General features: G+C 64.7%; 15 protein-coding genes and 1 pseudogene. 8 read left to right on the forward strand and 8 right to left on the reverse strand.

The window, feature by feature from the left end:
- Positions 1-375: 375 nt before the first annotated feature.
- The 3 genes from galE to NKI49_RS30720 all read left to right on the forward strand — a co-directional run bounded on the left by galE (position 376) and on the right by NKI49_RS30720 (position 4559).
- Positions 376-1371, forward strand: a complete 996-nt coding sequence (gene galE / locus NKI49_RS30710) for a UDP-glucose 4-epimerase GalE (RefSeq protein WP_352607506.1) — start codon at positions 376-378, stop codon at positions 1369-1371.
- A 109-nt stretch (positions 1372-1480) separates the two neighbouring features.
- Complete coding sequence (locus NKI49_RS30715; protein WP_352607508.1) at positions 1481-2731, forward strand: D-amino acid dehydrogenase; 1251 nt, start codon at positions 1481-1483, stop codon at positions 2729-2731.
- A gap of 1 nt (position 2732) precedes the next feature.
- Positions 2733-4559 (forward strand): alanine racemase, encoded by a 1827-nt coding sequence (locus tag NKI49_RS30720; RefSeq protein WP_352607510.1) that lies wholly within the window; start codon positions 2733-2735, stop codon positions 4557-4559.
- A 361-nt stretch (positions 4560-4920) separates the two neighbouring features.
- On the opposite strand, the gene NKI49_RS30725 is transcribed toward NKI49_RS30720, so the two are convergent.
- From NKI49_RS30725 to NKI49_RS30755, 7 genes are all read right to left on the reverse strand, one after another.
- The gene (locus tag NKI49_RS30725; RefSeq protein ID WP_352607512.1) at positions 4921-6294 is read right to left on the reverse strand and encodes an FGGY-family carbohydrate kinase; all 1374 of its coding nucleotides are present in this window, start codon (positions 6292-6294) and stop codon (positions 4921-4923) included.
- Positions 6291-6608: an L-rhamnose mutarotase gene (gene rhaM / locus NKI49_RS30730; RefSeq protein ID WP_352607514.1), complete on the reverse strand. Its 318-nt coding sequence runs from the start codon at positions 6606-6608 to the stop codon at positions 6291-6293. Before rhaM ends, NKI49_RS30725 begins: the two co-directional genes overlap by 4 nt.
- Positions 6608-7603 carry an ABC transporter permease gene (locus NKI49_RS30735; protein WP_352607547.1) on the reverse strand — a complete coding sequence of 332 codons (996 nt, stop codon included), beginning with the start codon at positions 7601-7603 and terminating at the stop codon, positions 6608-6610. Before NKI49_RS30735 ends, rhaM begins: the two co-directional genes overlap by 1 nt.
- 226 nt (positions 7604-7829) lie before the next feature.
- The gene (locus NKI49_RS30740; RefSeq protein ID WP_352607516.1) at positions 7830-8807 is read right to left on the reverse strand and encodes an ABC transporter permease; all 978 of its coding nucleotides are present in this window, start codon (positions 8805-8807) and stop codon (positions 7830-7832) included.
- Positions 8804-10360, reverse strand: a complete 1557-nt coding sequence (locus tag NKI49_RS30745; RefSeq protein ID WP_352607518.1) for a sugar ABC transporter ATP-binding protein — start codon at positions 10358-10360, stop codon at positions 8804-8806. Before NKI49_RS30745 ends, NKI49_RS30740 begins: the two co-directional genes overlap by 4 nt.
- A 105-nt stretch (positions 10361-10465) precedes the next feature.
- Positions 10466-11461, reverse strand: coding sequence for a rhamnose ABC transporter substrate-binding protein (gene rhaS, locus NKI49_RS30750; RefSeq protein WP_352607520.1), 996 nt, complete (start codon positions 11459-11461; stop codon positions 10466-10468).
- A 55-nt stretch (positions 11462-11516) separates the two neighbouring features.
- Complete coding sequence (locus NKI49_RS30755) at positions 11517-12320, reverse strand: DeoR/GlpR family DNA-binding transcription regulator (RefSeq protein WP_352607522.1); 804 nt, start codon at positions 12318-12320, stop codon at positions 11517-11519.
- A 183-nt stretch (positions 12321-12503) separates the two neighbouring features.
- Here NKI49_RS30755 and NKI49_RS30760 point away from each other — a divergent pair, with 183 nt between their 5' ends.
- From NKI49_RS30760 to ggt, 3 genes are all read left to right on the forward strand, one after another.
- Positions 12504-14606 (forward strand): bifunctional rhamnulose-1-phosphate aldolase/short-chain dehydrogenase, encoded by a 2103-nt coding sequence (locus tag NKI49_RS30760; RefSeq protein WP_352607524.1) that lies wholly within the window; start codon positions 12504-12506, stop codon positions 14604-14606.
- Positions 14607-14694: 88 nt separating this feature from the next.
- A complete protein-coding gene (rhaI, locus tag NKI49_RS30765; protein ID WP_352607526.1) occupies positions 14695-15987 on the forward strand; it encodes an L-rhamnose catabolism isomerase in 1293 nt (430 codons plus the stop codon).
- Between the two features lie 272 nt (positions 15988-16259).
- On the forward strand, positions 16260-17999 hold the full coding sequence (ggt, locus tag NKI49_RS30770) for a gamma-glutamyltransferase (RefSeq protein ID WP_352607528.1): 1740 nt from the start codon (positions 16260-16262) through the stop codon (positions 17997-17999).
- A gap of 21 nt (positions 18000-18020) precedes the next feature.
- Here ggt and NKI49_RS30775 read toward each other — a convergent pair whose 3' ends face one another.
- On the reverse strand, positions 18021-18362 hold the full coding sequence (locus NKI49_RS30775; protein ID WP_352607530.1) for a hypothetical protein: 342 nt from the start codon (positions 18360-18362) through the stop codon (positions 18021-18023).
- 456 nt (positions 18363-18818) lie between these two features.
- On the opposite strand from NKI49_RS30775, the gene NKI49_RS30780 reads away from it, so the two are divergent.
- Both NKI49_RS30780 and fhuB read left to right on the forward strand, forming a co-directional pair.
- Positions 18819-19694, forward strand: a complete 876-nt coding sequence (locus NKI49_RS30780; RefSeq protein WP_352607532.1) for an ABC transporter substrate-binding protein — start codon at positions 18819-18821, stop codon at positions 19692-19694.
- Positions 19687-21726: pseudogene (gene fhuB / locus NKI49_RS30785) on the forward strand (Fe(3+)-hydroxamate ABC transporter permease FhuB). The gene NKI49_RS30780 and the pseudogene fhuB overlap by 8 nt, the downstream one beginning before the upstream one ends.
- Positions 21727-21741 lie beyond the last annotated feature (15 nt).

The following is a 21741-nucleotide window of genomic DNA, read 5'->3' on the forward strand; positions in this document are numbered from 1 at the left end:
AACTTGCCCGCGATGCGCTCGAGGTCGGCGAAGACGCGGTAGCGACGCTCCGCATGGAGCTGGTCGATCGCTTCTTCGAAGAACCGCTGGTAGTTCATGTCGGCTTCCCAATTTCGCGCGGGATCATAATCATTGCCCTATTGGTCGTCCACCGGGCCGTTTTGGTCAAAATGCCACGCCCCGGACCTGTTCCTAACGACGGCGGATCGTGGCCTATTCCCCCTCGAGACAAGCTCTGTGGATCACTTTTGTTTCGGCATGATGCCACACCAGGACGGCACTGGTTACCTGTTCTAATGGCCATATGGCAGGCTTTCCAGTAAGGCGGTGTTTGAGACAGTTTCCGATAAATCTTGGATAAGCGAGGATATGCGGATGACGGTTTTGGTGACAGGCGGTGCCGGTTATATCGGCAGCCATATGGTCTGGGAATTGCTGGATGCCGGCGAGAGCGTGATCGTTCTCGACCGGCTTTCCACCGGTTTCGAATGGGCGGTGGCGCCGGAGGCCAGGCTGGTCGTCGGCGATGTCGCCGACAAGGAATTGGTCGGTTCGATCATCAGGGAAAACAAGGTCGACGCGATTATTCATTTCGCCGGTTCCATCGTCGTCCCGGAATCGGTCGCCGACCCGCTCGCCTATTACGAGAACAACACCTGCAAGACCCGCACGCTGATCGAGACGGCGGTGCGCGAAGGCGTGCCCAACTTCATCTTTTCCTCGACCGCCGCCGTCTATGGCGGCGCCGGGCTGGAGCCGGTGCGCGAGGATGCCCGCCTGGCGCCGGAATCGCCCTATGGCCTGTCCAAGCTGATGAGCGAATGGATGCTGCGCGACGCGGCGATCGCGCACGGCCTGCGCTACACCGCGCTACGCTACTTCAACGTCGCCGGCGCCGACCCCAGGGGCCGCACCGGCCAGTCGACGCCGGGCGCCACCCACCTGATCAAGGTCGCCTGCGAGACGGCGCTCGGCAAACGTCCGTTCATGCAGGTGTTCGGCACCGACTATCCGACGCCCGACGGCACCTGCATGCGCGACTATATTCACGTCAGCGACCTGGCGGCGGCGCATCGCCTTGCCTTGCAGCGGCTGCGCGATGGTGGCACCAGCCTCGTAGCCAATTGCGGCTACAGCCATGGCTATTCCGTGCTTGAAGTCATCGACAGCGTGCGGCGCGCCTTCGGCCATGATTTCGAGGTGAGGATGGGCGACCGTCGCCCAGGCGATGCCGCCGCAGTGGTCGCCAATTCGGATCTCGCCCGCTCGGAGCTCGGCTGGACCCCGCAACGCGACGATCTCGACCAGATCGTGGCCGACGCGCTCGCCTGGGAGCGCATCCTGACCAGCAAGAACTCCGCGCGGGGGTAAAACGGGTTCTTTGAGGCGTCGGCGCTGCCCCTCATTGCCGCGCGAGGGCTCGTCCCGCGCGCCGAGACGCGCTATTGAGGCTCGTCAGGTTGATCCTCGGGGGAATGGCATGAAGGTAACGGTGCTCGGGGCCGGCGTCGTCGGCACGGCGGCCGCGTATTATCTGGCCAGCGACGGCCACGAGGTTACCGTGGTCGAGCGCCATCAGGCGCCGGCGCGCGGCACCAGCCAGTCGAATGCAGGCCTGGTGTCGCCCGGCGATGCCACCGCCTGGGCCTCGCCGGCGGCGCTGAAGACGTTCCTGCGCGGGCTGTACAACCATGATCTCGGCATCAAGGTGCGGCTGCGCTTCGATCCCTATTTCCTCGCCTGGAGCCTGCGCTTCCTGCGCCAGTGCACAAGAGAGCGGCTGCGCGCCAACAGCAAGGTCAAGCTGCGGCTGGCGCTCTATTCGCGCGATTGCATCAACGCCATCTGCGCCGACACCGGCATCGGTTATGACGAGCGCAAGAAGGGCATCCTTTATTTCTTCCGCTCGCAGCACAGTCTCGACACCGGTACCGACAACTACCGCTATCTGGCCGAGCACGGGCTGCCGATCGAGATCGTCGGCCGCGACCGGCTTGTCGAGCTTGAACCAGGGCTTGCCGGCGTCAAGGAAAAGATCGCCGGCGGCGTCTATTCGCCGATCGACCAGACCGGCGATTCCCGGCAGTTCGTGGAGAAGCTCGCCGCCCATGCCGCCGAAAAGCTCGGCGTGAAATTTCTCTACGGCACGACGGTTCAGGGCCTCGACATTGAGGGCGGCCGGGTGCGCGCCGTGATGACCTCGGCCGGGCCGGTCACCGGCGACGCGGTGGTCATCTCGATGGGCCCCGAAAGCGGCCTGCTCGGCCGGCGCTACGGCATCGATCTGCCTGTCTATCCGGTGAAGGGCTACACAGCGACGATTCCCTTGGAGGACGAGGCCAAGGGCCCGACCATGGGCGGCGCCGACGAGGACCAGCTGATCGCCTATTCCAGGCTCGGCAACCGGCTGCGGCTCGCCTCGACCGCCGAATTCACCGGCTTCGACCGCACTTACAGGCCGAGCGATTTCGCCGCCATGTTCAGGACCGGCAACGACCTGTTCCCCGGTGCCTTCGACGAGAAGAAGGCGGAGCTGTGGGCAGGCCTGCGGCCGATGATGCCGAATTCGGTGCCGGTCATCGGCCGGGCGCGTTACGAAAACCTCTATCTCGACACCGGCCACGGCCATGTCGGCTGGACCATGGCCTGCGGCTCCGGAAAGTTCCTTGCCGACCTCGTCGCCGGCCGCAAGCCGGAGATCGATCCGCAGGGCCTGGTCTACGGAGGCTAGGGTGTCGGGACCGCAAGTCGCCATCGACCTTGGACGCATCGAGCGCAACGCCCGCACGATCGTCGAGCGTTGCGCGCTGTCTGAAATCAAGGTGTTCGGCGTCACCAAGGGCACTTGCGGCATGCCGCAAGTGGCGCGCGCCATGCTGCGCGGCGGCGTCGCCGGCATTGCCGAATCGCGCTTCGAAAACATCCGCCGGCTGCGCGACAGCGGCATCAACGCGCCGATCATGCTGCTGCGCAGCCCGCCAATGGCGCGCGTCGAGGAAGTGGTGCGCACCGTCGACGTCAGCTTGCAGTCGGAACTCGCCACCATCCGCGAGATCTCGCGCATCGCCGAGCGCATGGGCCGCGTTCACGACATCATGCTGATGATCGATCTCGGCGACCTCCGCGAAGGCATCTGGCCGAACGACCTCATCCCGACGGTCGAGCAGGTCCTGCAACTGAAGGGCGTGCGCATCGCCGGCATCGGCACCAATCTCGGCTGCTTCGGCGCCATCATGCCGACGCCGGAAAATCTCGGCCAACTCGTCGCCCATGCCTACAAGACCGAGCGCCTGTCCGGCAAAAGTCTCGACTGGATCTCGGGCGGCGCCTCGTCGTCGCTGCCGCTGCTGCTTGAAGGCAGGCTGCCCGCCGGCATCAACAATCTGCGTGTCGGCGAGGCGATCCTGCAAGGCGGCGTCGAGACCTTCCGCGATGTGCCGTGGGCCGAACTCGAACCCGATGCCTGCCGGCTGACCAGCGACATCATCGAGGTCAAGCTCAAGCCGTCACGACCGATCGGCCAGTCCGGCTACGACGCCTTCGGCAACCAGCCGGTCTTCCCCGACGAGGGCGACCGGCTGCGCGCCATCGCCAATGTCGGCCGCGAGGACGTGCTGGTCGAGGGCCTGATGCCGATCGCCAAAGGGGTGCGGGTACTCGGCGCCTCCAGCGACCATCTGCTGCTCGACGTGCAGGACGCCGATCCGCCGCCTTCCGTCGGCGACCGCGTCGCCTTCCGTATGAGCTACGGCGCCATGCTGCTGGCCATGACTTCGGAATATGTCGAGAAGGCGCCGATGCACGATGTCGCGGATTTTTCCGGCCGCAAGATGGTTTCCATCTCGGCCGAACTGGAAGCCGCCGGCATTCTCGCCCGCGAGGGCACCGGCGCGCGGTTGGAAGCCATGAATTTCGACGTCGTCGAATTGGCCGATATCGAGCGGCCTCCCTCAGGGCTGATCCGCCTGAGTGCCGGAGCCGACCGTCGCATCGCCCACAAGGCGCTCACTGCAACGGCGCGCGCGACGCATTCCTTCGGCCTGATCTGGATCGATTCCATCGCCGCGCTGATGCCCGAGGACGAGGACGGCATCGACCTGCCGGAGGCCTCGGTGCTGGCGCGCGCGCTCGGCCTCGATCACAAGGCCGGCGCATTGCAGCCGCAGCTGTCGCCGGAAAACGTCGTCATCGTCGGCCTGCGTCATGCCGACCCGGCGGAAGCGCGGGTTCTGAAGGATTCGCGCGTCTCGGCCTTCACCATGACCGATATCGACGCCATGGGCATGCGCGACCTGATGCACGAGGCGATCCGCATCGCCAGCTCGGGCACGCAGGGGTTTCATGTCTCCTATTCGCCCGAAGTCACCGAATTCGCCGGCTGGGCGGCGGGTTCGGGCGGCCTGACCGTGCGCGAGACGCATCAGGCGATGGAGGCGATCGCGCTGTCGGGCGGCCTGCTGTCGATGAATGTTTCCGGCCTGACCGACGATCTGGAGCCGCGGATCGCCGCTGATGCGGTCAATTTCGTCATGTCGGCCTTCGGCAAGCGGATCTTGTAGTCGGGTTGCGACACGGCGATTCCGACAAGTTGGCAACCGTTCGATAGCCTCTTGCGGAAACAGATTTCAATCGTCTGAGATAACCTCAGGCCCTCCCCAACTTCGTCATCCTAGGGCGGAGCAGGAGCGAAGCTCCGTCGTGCAGACCCTAGGATCCATGCCGCGACTTCGGAGCGATGCTACGGTGCAAACTCCCTTCCGCTGCATTCCTCGGCAGGCGTCGCGGCATGGATCCTGGGGTCTGCGCTGCGTCGCTGTGCTCCTTGCTTCGCCCCAGGATGACGACGGGAGAGATGCTTTCCGCTAATCTCGAAGGTTGCCGACTACCATTGATGCCAATGCCAAATTCCAACGCCCGCGATTAGGCTGCTTCGACCGCGGCGCGCCATTCGCCGACATAGTCGCCCCATATCCCGTCTGTCGGTGGCTCGGTTCGCTCGCCCTTGCTATCCGCCGCAACCTGGTCCGACGCGAGCAGCGCCGCGCCGATGCAGGTGCCGGTGGCTGCCTCCGACGCGACCACGGCGCGTCCCGTCGCTGCCGCCAGCATGCCGACGAAGAGCCGGTTGCGGGCAAAGGGCCCTTCGACGATTGTTGGACCGTCGGCGCCGATCAGGTCGAGGCAGGTCGCCGTCATCAGCGCTAGGTAGAAGGAGACGGCGGCAAAGCGTTTGCCGCTGTTGATGCCGTCAGCGTCGCGCCAGCTTGCGGTATGATGCGGAAACGGACCGGACCCTTGCTGTGTCGATGGCAGCAGCAATGTCTTTCGCGACAGCACCGCGTTGGCGTCATCCCCGGTCCAGTTTTCCGTCTGCCCCTCCGTCAGCAGCGAAAACTCGCGGCCGCCCATGAAACGAGCCGAGGGGACGGGATCGCCCAGCGCGTTGACATTGACCAGCGTGTCGCGCGTCGGGTCGAGCCCCACCGGTTTGCCGCCGACCGCCATCGACACCACCCAGGTGCCGGTCGAGACGACCGAAAAGGGCGGCATGTCGGAGAGGAGATGCGGCAGCAGCGACGCGTTGGAATCGTGCAGGCCGCAGAAGACGGGCGTCCGCGGATCGAGTCCGGTCCGCGCCGCAAGCGCGGGCAGGATCGGGCCGAGGCGGTCCCCGGCCGGCCGCACCGGCGCCATCAGGTCGCGCCAACCGAGCCGATCGACCATCGCTGAAAAATCCGCTCCCCATGGGTTCCACAGATCGGTGTGGCAGCCGAGCGATGTCACCTCGTTGGCGGCGACCCCGGTCAGCCGCAGCGCCCAATATTGCGGGTACATCAGCATCGTGGCCGCCCTGGCGAACTCCGCCGGAAAGCTTGTCCGCTGCCAGAAGAATTGCGCCCCGAGATTGAGGCCGAGCGGCAGGCGCGGCGTCCCGGTGTCAGTGAAGGGCGGGCGCACCGCGTCATACTCCGCCGCCAGCCTGTCGGGCCCGTCGAACTCATAATCGAGCACCGGCAGCACCAGTTCGCCGGAAGCGTCGACCAGCGCGCCCGTGGCGCCATGCGTGGTGATCGATATGGCGTCGATGTGTTGTTCGTGGTTGAGCCCGGCGAGGCTGTCGAGGATGAACGCCCACAGCGCCTCGACATCATGATGCGGATAGGGAGCCTGCCGCACCGGCGCATTCGCGATGCGGCGCAGCGCGATCTCGCTCGATGTCGCGAGGTCGACCAGCGCCACCTTGGCGTTGGTCTTGCCGACGTCGATGACGGCGATGTGCCTGAAAGCGCTCATTCCATATGGAACATGGTTTCCAGCGGCACGGCCACCGGCTCGTTGTCAGGCTTGGTCTCCATGATGTCGGCCATGTCTGCCCACCAGCGCTGCATCACCGGGTGCTTCGGCAGATCGTCCATGCCGTGATCGTCGCGCCGCCAAAGCACGCCGAACAGGATGTTGGTCTCCTCGTCGAGATGGATGGAATAGTCGGACACACCGGCCTGCTTCAGCAGCGCGACCAGCGACGGCCAGATCTCGTCGTGACGCTTCCTGTACTCGGCCTTCATGCCGGGCCTGAGCTTCATCTTGAACGCGTATTTCTGCGGCATCAGCGTCCTCCGCGCAGCCGCCGCCAGACGATCGGCAGCGCGATGACGATGATCAGCAACAGGCCGATGAAGATCGACATGACGATGCCGGGCACGTTGAGCAGGCCGAGCCCGAAGGTCACCAGCCCCATGATCAAGGCGGCGAGCACGACGCCCAGAATGCTGCCGGCACCGCCGAGAATGCTGACGCCGCCGAGCACCACCATGGTGATGACCTCGAGCTCGTAGCCCTGCGCGATCGACGGCCGCGTCGAGCCGAGCCGCGAGGTGATCAGCACCGAGGCGACGCCCGACATCAGCCCGGTCAGGCAGAACAGGATGAATTTGATGCGGCCGACACGCACGCCGGAAAACTGTGCCGCGACCGGATTGTTGCCGATGGCGAAAACACGGCGGCCGAAGCTCGTGCGGTGCAGCACGAACCAGTAGACGACAGCAGCGATGAGGAAGAGCACCAGTTCGAACGACACCACCCACCAGACGTAGCCCTGGCCGAAGAAGGCGAAGCTGTCGGGATAGCCCTTATAGGCCTGGTCGCCGAGTATGATGAAGGCGATGCCGCGAAACAGGCTCATCGTGCCGATGGTGACGACGATCGACGGAAGGCCAAGCCGCGTTACCAGCAGTCCGTTGAAGGCGCCGCAGCCGAGCCCGACGACGATGCCGATCGCCACCAGCACCGGCGTGCCGGCGCCGGCCTGCACCGCCATGCCCATCATGGTCGACGCCAGCGCGATGATGGCGGCGACCGACAGGTCGATCTCGCCCGAAATGATCAGCAGCGCCATGGCGAAGGCGATCAGGCCCTTTTCGGTGAAGTTGAAGGTCAGGTCCGACAACGAATAGGGGTCGAGGAAATAGGGCGAGGCGAAGCTGTTGATGGCGAAGATGGCGAGCGCCACCACGACCAGCAGCGCTTCCCACGAAAAGATCGCCGAGCTGAACGGCTTGTCGAGCCGGTCGGGAATATGGCGCGGGGCTGGGATGTCGGCGATGTCGGTCATATGGCAAAACCGTGCAGGCGTTGGCGCTGCCCCTCACCCTTACCCTCTCCCCGTGAAGAACGGGGGGATCGCCAGCGTTGGAGAGCTTCCCTTCTCCCCGTCACTATACGGGGAGAAGGTGCCGGAAGGCGGATGAGGGGCAGCGCCCATTTTGAAAACAGGACTGTTGCAGCAGGCAACAGTCCGACCGTCTGGAACACACGAAGGGCCACGTCGGTCATGCCGCCTCCACTTTTCTCAGGATGATGCGGCCCTGCTGGCGTTCGCCGCGCGCGTTGAGCACGACGGCCAAAATGATGGCGCTGCCCGAAATCGCCATCTGCCAGAAGGGCGAGATGTTGATGACCGGCAGCGCGTTCGAGATGATGCCGAGGAACAGCGCGCCGAGCACCGCGCCGCCGACCGAGCCGATGCCGCCGGCGATCGAGATGCCGCCGATCACGCAGGCGGCGATGATGTTGAGCTCATAACCGTTGGCGACCTCGACCGAGGCAATGACATAGCGCGATATCCAGAGATAACCGGCGAGGCCGCCGATCATGCCGGAGATGCAGAAGACGATGAATTTCGTCCGGCCGACATCGATGCCGGCATAGACCGACGCCGTCGGGTTGACGCCGATGGCGTAGATCGAGCGGCCGAGCGCGGTGCGCGTCATCAGCACGAAGAACAGCGCGATGACCAGGATGGCGATCCAGGACAGTACCGGAATGCCGAGGAAGGCCGCCCGCTGGAAGTCGATGAAATCAGCGCTCATCTTGTCGGCATTGACCCAGGCGCCGCCTGAAATGACGAAGGTGGCGCCGCGATAGATGGTGAGCGTGCCCAGCGTCACGACGATCGAGGGGATGTTCAGCCGCCACACCAGGAGGCCGTTGATGGCGCCAAGCACCAGCCCGACCGCCAGCGCGATGACGATCAGCAGCGGGATCGGGATCGCCGGATGCGCGGCGTTCAGCATCGCCACCACCATGCCGGTGAAGCACAGATTGGAGGCCATCGACAGGTCGATCGACCGCGTCAGGATCACCACCATCTGGCCGAGCGCCAGGATCATCAGGATCGAAGTGTCATTGAACACCTGGCGCAGATTGGCCGGATCGGCGAAGGCCGGAAAGCGTGTCGAGATCAGCCCGATCAAGACGGCGATTGCCGCCAGCAGCCAGATCTCGCGGTATTTGAAAAAAGTCTTCATGCCGCGATCCCCGCTGCCGTCCTGACCAGCGTCTCGGCATCCAGCCCCTCGATGTCGTAGACCGCCGCGACGAGGCCCTCGCGCATGACGACGACGCGGTCCGACATGCCGAGGATTTCAGGCAGTTCCGACGACACCATGATCACCGACAGGCCTTGCGCCACCAGCTCGGCCATGAAGCCGTGCACGGCGGCCTTGGAGCCGATGTCGATGCCCTTGGTCGGTTCGTCCAGGATGATCACCTTGGGCGCGGTCGCCAGCCATTTGGCGATGACGATCTTCTGCTGATTGCCGCCCGACAGCGTGCCGACGTCCTGGCTGAGCGAGGAGGCCCTGAGGTCCAGCCGCTCGGTGTAGGAGCGGGCGAGCGAAAATTCCTCCGCCAGCCGCAGCATGCCCGATTTGGAGGTGCGTGCCAGCGACGGGAGAGAAACATTCTGGAAGATCGGCAGGCCGATCACCACGCCCTGCTTGCCGCGTTCCTCGGGCACGTAGACGATGCCGGCCTCGATCGAATCCGCCGCCGATCTCGGCGCTATTGTTTTGCCCTCCAGCGTGATCGTGCCGCCAGAAATGCGGGTGATGCCCGAAATCGCCTGCATCACCTCGCTGCGGCCCGCGCCGACAAGGCCGTAGAAGCCAAGGATCTCGCCCTTGTGCAGCTCGAAGCCGATATCGTTGAATTCGGTGGGGTGCGACAGGCCGGAGACGGAGAGCACCGGCGCGCCGATCTCGGCCTTGCGTTGCGGAAAGATGTGGTCGACCGCGCGGCCGACCATCATGCGCACGATCTGGCCCTGGCTGGCATCCCTGATCAGGCCCTCGCCGACCATCTCGCCGTCGCGGAACACCGTGTAGCGGTCGGCGATGCGGTAGATCTCGTCGAACTTGTGGCTGATGAACAGGATCGCCTTGCCTTCGCTCTTGAGGAACTCGATCAGCAAAAAGAGCTCTTCGATCTCCTTCATCGAAAGGGCGGCCGTCGGCTCGTCCATGATGACGATCTGCGCGTCGATCGACATCGCCCGCGCCACGGCGACAAGATGTTTGTTGGCGATGCCGAGGTCCTTCAGCCTTGCATCGGCGTCGATATGGCCGGCATGCATGGTGTCGAGCACTTCGCGCGCATTGTTGCGCATCGTGCGCCAGTCGATGGTGCCGAAGCGCGTTCGCGGCGCGTGACCGAGAAAGATGTTTTCGGCGACCGTCAGATCGTCGAACAGCACGGTTTCTTGATGGATGGCGGTAACGCCATGGCCGAAGGCGGCGTGCGCGCTGGGCAGAGTGACGGCCTGTCCGTCGATGCTGATCGTGCCCGCATCGGGCTGGTAGATGCCGGTCATGATCTTGACCAGCGTCGACTTGCCGGCGCCGTTCTCGCCGATCAGAGCGGTCACCTGGCCCGGATAGAGCGACAGGCTGACATTGTGCAGCGCCCGCACGCCGGGAAAGCTTTTCGAGACGCCGGACAGCGTCAGGCGTGGCGTCGCCTCATTCTCCCCCTGGCGGGGAGGATCGCGAACAATGGGAGCCGGGTGGGGATTGTCTAGCATATCAAGGTCCTGGTGCATGGAGACGTCGCCCCCCACCCCGTCTCATCGCTTCGCGAAGCCGCTCGCCGACCCTCCCCACGAGGGGGAGGGTGCAAGCGCTCCAGATCAATAGATCTTGGAGAACTTCTCGATGTTGCTCTTGTCGAACTGGAAGGGCGGAGCCATCGCAGCCGAGTTGCTGTCGTCGAGCGTGACCTTGCCGACGCGGCCGATCGACAGCGTGGCGCCGGGCTTCGCCTCTTCCTTCTTCACTGCCAGATCATGGGCGAGGTAGACGGCGGAGTAGCCGAGGTCGATCGGGTTCCACAAAGCCACCGCCTGGCTGGCGCCATTGTCGATGAACTTCTTGAACTCGGACGGCAGCGCCAGACCGGTGACGTTGACCTTGCCGATCAGCTTCTCGTCGGTGACGACCTGGGCGGCGGCGACGACGCCGACGGTGGTCGGCGCGATGATCGCCTTGAGGTTCGGGTAGGACTTCAGAAGCCCCTTGGCCTCGTCCGTGCTCTTGGCCGAATCGTCGTCGCCATAGACGGTGGCGACGAGTTTGATCTTGGGGAACTTCTCCGGCAGGATTTTCTTGGCCGCGTCGATCCAGGAATTCTGGTTGGTCGCGGTCGAGGAGGCCGACAGGATGGCGACGTCGCCGCCTTCCGGCAGGTAGTCGGCGGCAAGCTTGATGATAGTCTCGCCGATCAGGCCGGTGTCGGACGGGTTGAGGTGAAGCTGGCGGCCTTCCTTGGCGACGCCCGAATCCCAGGAGATGACGGTGATGCCGCGCTCCATGGCCTTCTTCAGCACCGGCACCAGCGCGTCGGCGTCATTGGCGGAAATGGCGATGGCGTTGACCTTCTGCGCGATCAGCGAATTGACCACTTCGATCTGCGCCTCGGCGGTCGCCTTGGTCGGGCCGGTGTAGATGATGTCGACGTCGCCGAGCTCCTTGGCCGCCTCTTCGGCGCCCTTGTTGGCGGCATCGAAGAAGCCGTTGCCGAGCGACTTCACCACCAATGCGATCTTGACGTTCTCGGCATAGGCGGCATTCACGAACATGGCGGCGGAGAAGGCCGCCGTTACCATTAGTTTCTTCAGAAAGCTCATCGAATATTCCTCCCTTGAGCGTTGCATTCCATCGCCGCTGCGGGCGTGAGGTGTCTCAGGCCTGCAGTGAAGATTCTTCCTTTGCCGTCTTGCGGGCGACGATCAGCGCCACGCCCGCGGTCTCTAACATTTTGGCTTCGCGATCCTCGATGCCGTCATCGGTGATGACGGTGGCGATGCGCGCAAGGCCGCACAGGATCAGGCTGGAGCGTTTGCGGAACTTCGAGGAATCGACCAGCACCACCAGTTCGTCGGCCTGGTCAATCAGTTTCTGCTCCGCCTGGATCAGGAGCGGATCGCCTTCCATCAGGCCGAGCGGGCCCAGCCCCTGCGCGCCCATGAACATGCGGCGCGCATAGAAATTGCGCGTCACGTCGTTGTCGAAGGGCGACAGGATGATGTTCTGCTCGCGGTAGATGGTGCCGCCCGACAGCATCACCGTGTTCTTGGAGTGCTTGAGCAAATGCTCGGCGATCGGGAATGAATTGGTGAAGATCGGCATGCGACGGCCGGTCAGGAAATGCACCATCTGGAAGGTGGTGGTGCCGCCATTGATGATGATCGGCTCGCCATCCCCGCACAGCTCGACCGCTTCGCGGGCGATGGCCCGCTTCTGCGCGGCATTGATCGATTCGTTGACGGAAAAGGGCCGGCCGGCGAGGCCGATGAACTGCGGCGGCGATATCGCCTCGGCGCCGCCGCGCACACGGCGCAGGCGTTTCTGGACATGGAGAGCCGCGATATCGCGCCGGATCGTCGCCTCGGAAGACTCCGTCAGGTCTACCATCTCCTGCACCGTCACCACAGGTTTTTCCTGGACGGCGGACAGAATGATCCTATGGCGCTCTTTTTCGTGCATGGTTCCTCCCTGCCTGAGCATCTAGGCACCCAAAACGCGCAGTGTCAATCATTTCCGATCATATAATTTCATTGTGCAGTGCAATATGATCGATGTTGATCGTTTATGATTGACAAGCCGGATGCTTCCGTGGAAATTTGGACCAAATGGCCGCACCGTTTGCCGGCCTTCGGGAGGATACCTATGCTCGACAAGCGCACCGGCGCGCGCCTCGCCAACCTGTGGGACGAAGCCAAGGCTCAGCCGATGAGCGAGCCGGAGCGGCTCGTCTACCGCTCCAATGTGCTCGGTTCCGACAAGCGCGTCACCAATTACGGCGGTGGCAACACCTCCTCGAAGATCTGGCAGAAAGACCCTCTCACCGGCGAGAACGTCGAAGTGCTGTGGGTCAAGGGCTCGGGCGGCGACAGCGCCTCGATCAAGCTAGACGGTTTTGCGACGCTCTACATGGACAAGTTGCGGGCGCTCAAAGGCCTCTATCGCGGCGTCGAGCACGAGGACGAGATGGTCGGCTATCTGCCGCACTGCACCTTCAACCTCAACCCGCGCGCGGCCTCGATCGACACGCCGCTGCATGCCTTCGTGCCGAAGCCTTTCGTCGACCACATGCACCCCGACGCCATCATCGCCATCGCCGCCGCCAAGGATTCCAGGGCGCTGACCAGCGAGATCTTCGGCGACGCCATCGGCTGGCTGCCGTGGAAGCGGCCGGGCTTCGAACTCGGCCTGTGGCTGGAGAAATTCTGCCTCGAACATCCCGCCGCCAAGGGCGTCATCCTCGAAAGCCACGGCCTGTTCACCTGGGGCGATACCCCCCGGGAATGCTACGAGACGACGATCTCGGTCATCAACCAGGCGATCGAGTGGTTCGAGCGCCGCTCCGAGGGTGTTGCGATCTTCGGTGGCGAGGTGGTCAAGTCGCTCGACGCCGCCGCTCGTCGGGCCATCGCCGCCAGGCTGATGCCGAAAATCCGCGGCCTGATTTCCGAGAAGAGCCACAAGCTTGGCCATTTCGACGATTCCGCCGCCGTGCTCGAATTCGTCAACTCCAGGGAATTGCGCCCGCTGGCGGCACTCGGCACCTCGTGCCCCGACCATTTCCTGCGCACCAAGATCCGCCCGCTGGTCATCGAGTTCGATCCGGCCAAGCCCGATGTCGATGCCGTCATCGCGCGCCTCGCCGACGATGTTGCCGCTTATCGTGTCGGCTACCAGGCCTATTACGACAGCTGCAAGCATGCCGATTCCCCCGCCATCCGCGATCCCAACGCCGTCGTCTACCTGATGCCCGGCGTCGGCATGTTCACCTTCGCCGGCGACAAGGCCACGGCGCGCATTTCGGGCGAGTTCTACGTCAACGCCATCAACGTCATGCGCGGCGCCTCGACCGTCTCGTCCTATGTCGGCCTTCCCGCGCAGGAAGCATTCGACATCGAATACTGGCTGCTCGAGGACCTGAAGCTGCAGCGCATGCCGAAACCCAAGGCTCTTGCCGGGCAGATCGCGCTGGTCACCGGCGGCGCCGGCGGCATCGGCCGCGCGACAGCCAACCGGCTGCTGCGCGAGGGCGCCTGCGTGGTGCTCGCCGATATAGACGAGGCGGCGCTTGCCAGCGCCAATGAAGAGCTGGCCAAGGCCCATGGCAAGGATTTCGTCCGGCCGGTGGTCATCAACGTCACCTCGGAGGACCAGGTCGTCGCCGGCTTTGCGGAGACGGCGGTCGAGTTCGGCGGCATCGACATTCTGGTGTCCAATGCCGGCCTCGCCTCCTCGGCGCCGATCGAGGAGACGACGCTGGCGCTGTGGAACAAGAACATGGACATCCTGTCGACCGGCTATTTCCTGGTCTCGCGCGAAGCCTTCCGGCTGTTCAGGGTGCAGAAGATCGGCGGCAACGTCGTTTTCGTCGCCTCCAAGAACGGCCTTGCCGCTTCGCCCAACGCCGCCGCCTATTGCACCGCCAAGGCCGCCGAGATCCATCTCGCCCGCTGCCTGGCGCTGGAGGGCGCCGAAGCGCAGATCAGGGTCAATGTCGTCAACCCGGACGCGGTGCTGCGCGGCTCGAAGATCTGGACCGGCGAGTGGAAGGAACAGCGCGCCGCCGCCTATAAGATGTCGACCGACGATCTGGAGGAGCACTACCGCTCGCGCTCGATGCTGAAGCGCTCGGTGTTTCCCGAAGACATCGCCGAAGCGATCTATTTCTTCGCTTCCGACATGTCGGCCAAGTCGACCGGCAACATCGTCAACGTCGACGCCGGCAACGCGCAGAGCTTTACGCGATAGGTCTTCCTTCTCCCCGTTCAAGGGGAGAAGGTGCCGGCAGGCGGATGAGGGGCAGCGCCAGCCGAACGCTTTCTTGGGAGGAATAGCCATGTCCGAAACCATCATTTCCGCCGACCTCGTCAAGAAACACAACGCCGCGCGCACGGCTGATCTCGATCGCGACTACGCCTCGCTCGGCGAGCGGCTCGACCGTCGCGGTATCGCCATCGACGCCATCCGCGGCAAGGTCGAGAAATTCGCCGTGGCGATCCCGTCCTGGGGCGTCGGCACCGGCGGCACCCGCTTCGCCCGCTTTCCCGGCGCGGGCGAGCCGCGCGACATCTTCGACAAGATCGAGGACTGCGCCGTCATCAAGCAACTGACGCAGGCAACGCCTTCGGTGTCCCTGCACATCCCTTGGGACAAGGCCGACCCGAACCGGCTGAAGCAGGCGGCCTCGCGTTTCGGCCTCGGCTTCGACGCCATGAACTCCAACACCTTCTCCGACGCCAGGGACCAGAAGCTGTCCTACAAATTCGGCTCGCTGTCGCATGCCGACGCCGCCACGCGCCGGCAAGCGGTCGAGCACAATCTCGAATGCATCGAGATCGGCAACACGCTGGGTTCCAAGGCGCTGACGGTGTGGATCGGCGACGGCTCGAACTTTCCCGGCCAGGTCAATTTCGCCAAGGCCTTCGAGCGTTACCTCGACGCCATGAAGGAGATCTATGCCGGGCTGCCCGCCGACTGGAAGCTGTTCACCGAGCACAAAATGTACGAGCCGGCCTTCTATTCCACCGTCGTGCAGGACTGGGGCACCAATTACATGATCGCGCAGGAATTGGGCGACAAGGCGTTCTGCCTGGTCGATCTTGGCCATCATGCGCCCAACGTCAACATCGAGATGATCGTGTCGCGGCTGATCCAGTTCAAGAAACTCGGCGGCTTCCACTTCAACGATTCGAAATATGGCGACGACGACCTCGATGCCGGTTCGATCGATCCTTACCGGCTGTTCCTGGTCTTCAACGAACTGGTCGATGCCGAACTGTCCGGCGCCGAGAGCTTCGACCCCGCCCACATGCTCGACCAGAGCCATAACGTCACCGATCCGATCGAGAGCCTGATGCTGTCCGCGGTCGAGGTGCAGCGCGCCTATGCGCAGGCGCTGCTGGTCGACCGCAAGGCGCTGGAAAGCCACCAGGACGGCAACGATGCCCTGATGGCGACGCAGACACTGAAGGTCGCCTACCGCACCGATGTCGAGCCGATCCTGGCCATGGCGCGGCTGAACACTGGCGGCGCCATCGACCCGGTCGCGGCCTACCGGGCTGCAGGCTATCGCGCAAAGGTCGCGGCGGAACGCCCTGCTGTTGCCGGCGGCAGCGGCGGTATCGTCTGACAGTCGGATTGGACCTGAAACGAAAAACCCGCCTGAGGGGCGGGCCATTGGCGCAAATCTGCACCATAGGTAAATTTGTACCATAGCTGCACTCACCAGTCAAGAAAAAATTCCTAGCGCCGAAATCACGGATAGCTGGCTTCTCGTCGCTCACTACAGGGCAGCGCTGGCGTCGCCGATTGAGGCAAGCCGCCGCCACCCACATCATGTCAGTAGACTCTCCCGCTCGAACCGGTTCTTCTAGGCGCATCCCAACGCCTTGGAGCGCCGCCATGTCCTTGACCCGCCGGACGCTGATCGCCGTCAGCCTTTCCCTCGCGATCGCCGTCGCATCACCGCCCGTGACCTTCGCTGCCTCGCCCGCACCTGCCAAGGGCGAGAACGGCATGGTGGTGACGGCCCAGCATCTGGCGTCGGAGGTCGGTGTCGCGGTGTTGAGGAAGGGCGGCAATGCCGTCGATGCGGCGGTCGCCGTCGGCTATGCCTTGGCCGTCGTCTACCCCAATGCCGGCAATATCGGCGGCGGCGGTTTCATGACCATCCGCTTCAAGGACGGCAAATCGACTTTCCTCGACTTTCGCGAGCGGGCGCCGCTGGCAGCGACCAAGACCATGTATCTCGACAAGGACGGCAATCCGGTGAAGGGCGCCAGCCTCGATGGCTACCTCGCGGTCGGCGTGCCGGGCTCGGTGGCCGGTTTCGAGATGGCGCGCGAAAAATACGGAACTTTGTCCAGGCAGGACCTGATGGCGCCGGCTATTCGCTATGCCAAGGACGGGTTCATCCTCAATCAGGGTGACGCCGCCTCGTTTGCCGGGGGCGCCGCCAGGCTGGCGAAGGATCCCGCTGCGGCGGCCATATTCCTGAAACCGGATGGCAAACCCTATGGCACCGGCGAGATGCTGGTGCAGTCTGATCTCGCCGCGTCGCTCTCGGCGATCTCCGAAAAAGGTTCGGAGGCCTTCTACAAAGGCGCCATCGCCGATGCCATCGTCAAGGCGAGCGCCGCCAAGGGCGGCATTCTCGCGAAGGCCGATTTCGAGCAGTACGCGGTGCGCGAACTGAAGCCGGTCACCTGCACCTATCGCGGCTACGAGATCACATCGTCGCCGCCGCCGAGCTCCGGCGGCGTCATCATCTGCGAAATCCTCAACGTTCTCGAGGGCTATCCGCTGTCCTATCTCGGCGCCGGCTCGGCCGAGACCGTCCATGTCATGGTCGAGGCGATGCGCCATGCCTACGTCGATCGCAATTCGGCGCTCGGCGATCCCGATTTCGTCGACAATCCGGTGAGCAAACTGCTGGACAAGACTTACGCCAGGGACATCCGCGAAAAAATCGACCCGTTCCGGGCCGGCGTGTCGCAGGACCTGATGCCGAAAGGCTTTGGCGAGAGCAAGCAGACCACGCATTATTCGATCATCGACAAGGACGGCAACGCGGTCGCGGTTACCTACACGCTGAACGGCTCGTTTGGTGCCGGCGTCGTCGCCGCCGGCACCGGCATCCTGCTCAACAACGAGATGGACGATTTCACCCAGAAGCCCGGCGTGCCCAACCTCTACGGCCTGGTCCAAGGCGAGGCCAACGCCATCCAGCCGAAGAAGACGCCGCTGTCGTCGATGAGCCCGACCGTGGTATCCAGGGACGGCAAGCCGTTCATGGTCATAGGCAGCCCAGGCGGGTCGCGCATCATCACCATTACGCTGGAAGCCATCGTCAACGTCATCGACCACGGCATGAATATCCAGGAAGCGATCGACGCGCCGCGCGTCCATCACCAATGGCTGCCCGACACGGTCTACGTCGAACCGTTAGGACTTTCGCCGGACACCGAAAGACTATTGGCCGGCATGGGCTATCACCTCGATCTCGGTGATTCGACCTGGGGCCAAGCGGCCGGCATTCTGGTCGGCGGCAAGAGCCTGGCTGAAATCGACAAGGGCGGCGGCGCCCGCTACAACGGCGCCATCGACAGCCGCGCCGCGTCGGGCGAGGCGCTTGGATACTGACCTTAGGTCACAGGCGGAACGTCACGAAATCAGCGTGACGGTCGATGCAATCAGCATCAGGGCGGCGATGCCGACGAACAGCGCGTAGATGCGCGGCCGGTCGAGCAGAAGCGCGTTTCCCGATATCCAGGCCGACGTGGCGCCGCCAAGCGCGAACAGGAAGCCGTTGCGATGGCCGAACGTCAACGATGCGGCCATCAGCCCCCCAATGATCAGCGCGCCGAACACGATGATCACAGCCACCGCGTATTTCTCGAAATCATTGCTCCCGATTCCTGGTCCGATCGCGTTCAGATTCGGCAGGTCGTCCGGATCGAAAGGGCTGGTCGACCCATATTCGTCTTGACCGATTGATTCTCGCATCTGTCATTCTCCGCTGACCGGCAACAAACCATCAACCCTTGCCGAGTGCAACCCGATCACACGCCCCTCCCGTGTCGGCCGTCATCTTCAACACCTTCCGGCGGCGCTTGTCACCGCTTTTCGGGAACACACCGCTCTGATCCTTCCCGCAATGAGCCGGGGCGGCAAGCCGGCGGCCCGTCCATGTGGACCGCCTCCGTAAGGAAAAAACGGGGCCGCGGATGAATTCGGCCGGCACACGGATTTTCCTGCGCGCCTGCGGCCGGAAGTCGCGGTGCCCGGCATGCGCTCGGGCGGATTGTTCGCTCCTCAGACGTCTGGAATGTTGACTACGAAAATCATGTTTTATACTCAACCAGGCATTGGTCGCTGGGACCAGGATCCGCAGACAGGCATGCCGAATTGGAAACAAACCGGAAATCCAGGCCGATAGGAACAGCCAACCGCCCGTCCGGGATGACCCGGCGCGGCGCGCTCGCGCTTTTCATGCTGCCCTTGGCCGGACTGGTACCCCAGGCCGCCGAGGCGAAGCCGCTGCGCATCGTCTGCCTCGATGACGGGCTGGCGGAGACCTTGCTGATGCTCGGCGTCACCCCGGTCGCCATCGCCGACCGCGAGGTCTGGGAGAAATGGGTGGTCGAGCCGCCGCTGCCGCTTGAGGTTGCCGATATCGGCACGCTCCTGGAACCCAATCTCGAATACCTCCAGCAGCTTCGGCCCGACATCATCCTCGCCACCCCCTATCTCGACGGCATCAAGCCGCTGCTCGAACGCGTGGCGCCGGTGCTGACGATCGGCATCTACACCGAGCAGGGCCAGCCCTACCAACGCGCCATCGAGGCGACCCGCCAGCTCGCGGCGCTTGTCGGCAAGGAAAGCGAAGGCGAGGCGCTGATCGCGGCGACGGAGGCCTGTTTCTCCGATGTCAGGCAGCAACTGGCAGCGCTTGCGGACCGGCCGATCTACGTCGTCAACTTCCTCGATCCGCGCAATGTGCGCGTCTACGGCCAGAAAAGCCTGTTTCAGGCGGTGTTCGACCGTATCGGCGTCCGCAACGCCTGGACCGGCGAGACGAATTACTGGGGGTTTGCGACCGTCGGCATCGACGGATTGGCGACGTCGGACGACGCACGGCTTGCCTATATCGAGCCCTTGCCCGAAGGGGCCGGCGGCACGCTGACCGAAAGCCCGGTCTGGAACGCCATGCCTTTCGTGCGCAACCGTTCGATCATGCGCCTTGCCCCAGTGCTGATGTTCGGCACGCTGCCCTCGGCGAGCCGCTTTGCCCGGCTGCTGGCGCAGGCGCTGATCGCGGAGCGCGCCGATGGCTGAAAGGGAGGCGACCTTCCCCGGTGATGCCGGCCTTGCCCCGGCCAGCCGCGCGCCTCGCATGCTCGACCGGCATCGGGTCGCCGCTATCCTGCTTTGCGCCGTTCTTGTCGGCGCTGCCGCCGCCGCGACCCTCTCCAACCTTGTCGTGCAATTGCCGCCGGCGCTCTGGCTCGACGCGCTCGCTAGCCCCGATGTCGAGGACATGCGGCAGGTGCTGGTCCACTACGCCTTCCTGCCCAGGCTGGCCGTCAGCCTTCTCTGCGGCGCGGCACTCGGACTGGCCGGAACTGTCCTGCAGCAGGTGCTGCGCAACCCGCTGGCCTCGCCCGAAACCGTCGGCATCTCGGCCGGCGCCTACCTGGCGCTGGCGCTGGCAACGCTGCTCGCTCCGTCCTCGCTTGCCTTCGGCCGCGAATGGGTGGCGCTTGCCGGCGCCTTCGGAGCGCTCGCCGTGGTCTTCGCCCTGTCCTGGCACAAGGGCCTGTCGCCGCTTTCGGTCGTGCTGGCCGGGCTTGTCGTCAGCCTCTATGCCGGCGCCATCGGTGCGGCCCTGGTGGTGCTGCGGCATGAATGGCTGGCTAGCCTGTTCATCTGGGGTGCCGGTTCGCTCGGCCAGCAGGACTGGTCGACGACGCTATGGCTGCTGCCGCGCCTCGGGGCCGCCGCGCTGGCGATCGGCCTGATGGTGCGGCCGCTGACCTTGCTTGGCCTCGACGATGAAGGCGCGCGCAGCCTCGGCGTCCCGCTCGGCGCCTATCGCTTCGCCGGACTGGCGGCGGCCGTCGCGCTGGTCGCCTTCGTCGTTGCCGCCGTCGGCGTGATCGGCTTCGTCGGCCTCGCCGCCGCGACCCTTGCCCGCATCGGCGGTGCGCGCCGGCTGGGCCAGCAGCTGGTGGCGGCGCCGCTCATCGGCGGCGCCTTGCTGTGGGCAGCCGATCAGGCCGTGCAGATCGCGACCGGACCGCAAGGCGATCTGCTGCCGACTGGCGCCATCACGGCACTTCTCGGCGCACCGCTGCTGCTGTGGCTGCTGCCGCGCCTTTCGCTTGGCGCCGAGGCCCCGGCCGCTGAGCGCCTGCCCAGGACGGGCCGGCCCGGCCTCGCGCTGGCGCTGATCGGCTTGGCTCTGCTTGCGCTGTTGGGACTTGCCCCGTTTTATGGACCGGGACCGCATGGCTGGACCCTCGCCCTCGGCGACCAGATGCAGCCTTTGCTGTCCTGGCGGTGGCCAAGGGTCTCCGCCGCGTTCGCCGCCGGCGCCATGCTGGCGCTGGCCGGGCTGATGATGCAGCGGCTGACCGGCAATGCGATGGCCAGCCCCGAAGTGCTCGGCATCAGCGCCGGTGCCGCGCTCGGCATGATGGTGGCACTGTTCGCACTCTCCGACGCCGGCCGCCCGCTGCAGACCGCCGCCGCCACTATCGGCGCCTTCGCCGCCTTGCTGGTGACGCTGACGATCGGCCGCCGTGCCGCCTACACGCCGGAACGTCTGCTGCTCGCCGGCGTGGCCTTGACGGCCTTGTTCGACGCGCTGATCCTGGTGCTCACCGCCACCGGCGATCCGCGCGCCATGCTGCTGCTCAACTGGCTCACCGGCTCGACCTATGGCGTCGATGCCGGCTCGGCGGTTCTGACCTCGGCAATCGCCCTTGGCCTGTTCCTGCTGGCGCCGCTCTTCATGCGCTAGCTGGACATGCTGCCGCTCGGCTCCGCCGCGGTGCAAAGCCTAGGCGTCGACTTGCGGGCGACGCGGCTTCTCGTGCTCTTGATGGTCGCCGCCCTCACTGCCGCCTCGACGCTGGTGGTCGGGCCGCTGACCTTCATCGGCCTGATGGCGCCGCACCTTGCCCGACGTCTCGGCCTTTCCCGCGCGCTGCCGCAAGCCATAGGCGCCGTGCTCGCCGGCGCGCTCATCATGGTCGCCGCCGACTGGATTGGCCGCACCGCCATTTTCCCGCGCCAGGTCCCGGCCGGTCTCGTAGCCACCCTGATCGACGGTCCGGTGCTGATGTGGCTGCTGCGCCGCCGCTGACTTTTTGTCCCTGGG

Source organism: Mesorhizobium sp. M0587, from assembly GCF_040320945.1.
Lineage (GTDB): Bacteria > Pseudomonadota > Alphaproteobacteria > Rhizobiales > Rhizobiaceae > Mesorhizobium.